Source organism: Escherichia sp. XD33 (assembly GCF_019375075.1).
Taxonomy (GTDB): Bacteria; Pseudomonadota; Gammaproteobacteria; order Enterobacterales; family Enterobacteriaceae; genus Enterobacter; species Enterobacter flexneri_A.
Window position 1 is genome coordinate 1 of record NZ_JAENDM010000428.1, and the last position, 501, is coordinate 501.

The 501-nt window shown below is 52.7% G+C and carries 1 protein-coding gene; it reads left to right on the top strand.

Going from position 1 to position 501, the window contains the following annotated elements; translation table 11 throughout:
* Positions 1-244: 244 nt before the first annotated feature.
* Positions 245-501 (top strand): nucleotidyltransferase domain-containing protein (locus K0778_RS27610; RefSeq protein ID WP_174785475.1); only part of this gene is annotated, 257 nt, incomplete at its 3' end.

Sequence of the window (501 nt, forward strand, 5' to 3'; positions counted from 1 at the left end):
TCGTAAGCTGTAATGCAAGTAGCGTATGCGCTCACGCAACTGGTCCAGAACCTTGACCGAACGCAGCGGTGGTAACGGCGCAGTGGCGGTTTTCATGGCTTGTTATGACTGTTTTTTTGGGGTACAGTCTATGCCTCGGGCATCCAAGCAGCAAGCGCGTTACGCCGTGGGTCGATGTTTGATGTTATGGAGCAGCAACGATGTTACGCAGCAGGGCAGTCGCCCTAAAACAAAGTTAGACATCATGAGGGTAGCGGTGACCATCGAAATTTCGAACCAACTATCAGAGGTGCTAAGCGTCATTGAGCGCCATCTGGAATCAACGTTGCTGGCCGTGCATTTGTACGGCTCCGCAGTGGATGGCGGCCTGAAGCCATACAGCGATATTGATTTGCTGGTTACGGTGACCGTAAGGCTTGATGAAACAACGCGGCGAGCTTTGATCAACGACCTTTTGGAAACTTCGGCTTCCCCTGGAGAGAGCGAGATTCTCCGCGCTGT